The organism is Leptospira vanthielii serovar Holland str. Waz Holland = ATCC 700522, assembly GCF_000332455.1.
Lineage (GTDB): Bacteria > Spirochaetota > Leptospiria > Leptospirales > Leptospiraceae > Leptospira_A > Leptospira_A vanthielii.
The window spans coordinates 1-1,655 of record NZ_AOGY02000054.1 but is presented as its reverse complement, the minus strand read 5'-3'; the positions used below and the strand labels follow the sequence as shown (position 1 = coordinate 1,655).

Genomic DNA, 1,655 nt, shown 5'->3' with positions numbered 1-1,655 from the left:
CTGGAGCAATACAAATAACCCTGATATCATTCCAATCTATTTCAGTTTCATTTCCCAATGTTTTATTTACTGCGATCTGAAAATCACCTTTGTGATCTCTAATCCAGGAAAGATAATATAAGCTTTGATTAATCAATTCGGAAGATTCAACTTTTTTATATTCGATAATAACAGGGTTATTATCTTCTGATAATGCAAGAGTATCGATTCTTCCTGCATGTTCAGCACCAGTAGAAAATTCAGAAGCTATAAATTTAGAATTAAAAACAATTTCTAGATTTTGTTCGATTATTGACTGAAGTTCCTTTTCCAGAGTAAAATTTATTGATTTAGCTTGCGTCAATTTTTGGTTGTGTATTTCAAATAGTGGCATATTTTCCTTATATATTTTTCCGCCATTGCAAATAACGAACTAGGCTACACGACGTTGTCCGTAGCTGAGCCTACGGAGTAGGCGTTAGCGTCGGCGCGCCTTCTTGCTCCGCAAGAAGCGTGACGGAGGACAATGTGCCTTCAGGCCGAGCGAGGGCGTAAGTCCCGAGCGGAGCGTGTCAGCCGCTGTTATGCGATGTTGTTAGAGTTTATTCTTTAAATTAAATTAACAGGTCTCATTTCATTACCTGTCGGATCTGTTTCTAATACGCTCTCATGTAATCCGGATATTGGGCCTATAATATTACCTTCGTTATCTATTTGAACTAATGCCCAATCTACATATTCATTACCTTTGACAGAGGACGAATCAGCTATCAAATAACCAATATGAAATATCATTTCCGCGGCTATGCATCTAGCAAATTCAGTAATGTATTTCTTTGGCACACCACATTCCAGCATTTTTCTAATTGCAATATTTAACCCACCATATGGCAGATTATTATCTTTTTTATTAGATTGGAGAATATTGTCGATCCATACTTCATTATCTGGTACGACTCCTTCCCAAGCTCCTTTTAAAAATAAGTATCTAGCTAGTTGCGGAATACCTTCCTCAATTTGGCTTTCTGCCCATAATTTAGGATTTGGGGCATTCAATTTTGCAAATATATTAATTAGTTCTTTCTTTTCCATTTTTAGGCTAATCCTTTAGAAGTTATTTATCTGATCGGGACAATTACGTTTGCCTTTTTATTATTAATAAACGTTTACTTCCACTTGGGACTCAAATGAAATTCATCCGAAATTCATGATAATTATAAATATTTTGATTTTTCCTAACAATACATTTTAAATATGGCCACTTTTAATTATATATTTTACAATTTGAGTATTCTTTAATCAGTTTTTACATTGGAAGAAATAGAATTATTGAAAATTACTTGAAATGCAATGAGAAAGAAAAGATTGAAATAATTAATTTTCAGATTTTTGGAAAGGTAAAAATATATTTAAATAAATATATTGTTTTTTTGAGGAGAATACTTAGCTTTGATAGATTCTAAAGTTTAACGCAACACTTCCTTTATTTTTTCCGCGGGAGTTTTCCAGCCAAGCGTTTTTCTTGGACGCTCATTTAAAAGCTTTTGGACTCTTTTCAGTTCTTTTCTTGATATATCATTAAAGTCAGTTTTTTTAGGAAAGAAATCTCTTATTAGCATATTCGTATTTTCACAAGTCCCCCTTTCCCAAGGACTTCCCGGATGACAAAAATATAC

The 1,655-nt window shown here is 33.5% G+C and carries 2 protein-coding genes and 1 pseudogene; all 3 read right to left on the bottom strand.

Translation table 11 applies throughout. The annotated features are described in order from the left end of the window. A pseudogene (locus LEP1GSC199_RS12820) lies at positions 1-373 on the bottom strand (DUF5655 domain-containing protein); the annotation flags it as partial. Positions 374-588: 215 nt separating this feature from the next. Then, the gene (locus LEP1GSC199_RS12815) at positions 589-1,071 is read right to left on the bottom strand and encodes a hypothetical protein (RefSeq protein WP_002983863.1); all 483 of its coding nucleotides are present in this window, start codon (positions 1,069-1,071) and stop codon (positions 589-591) included. A gap of 374 nt (positions 1,072-1,445) precedes the next feature. Further along, the coding region (locus tag LEP1GSC199_RS12810; RefSeq protein ID WP_002981705.1) for an IS30 family transposase at positions 1,446-1,655 on the bottom strand (210 nt) is incomplete at its 5' end.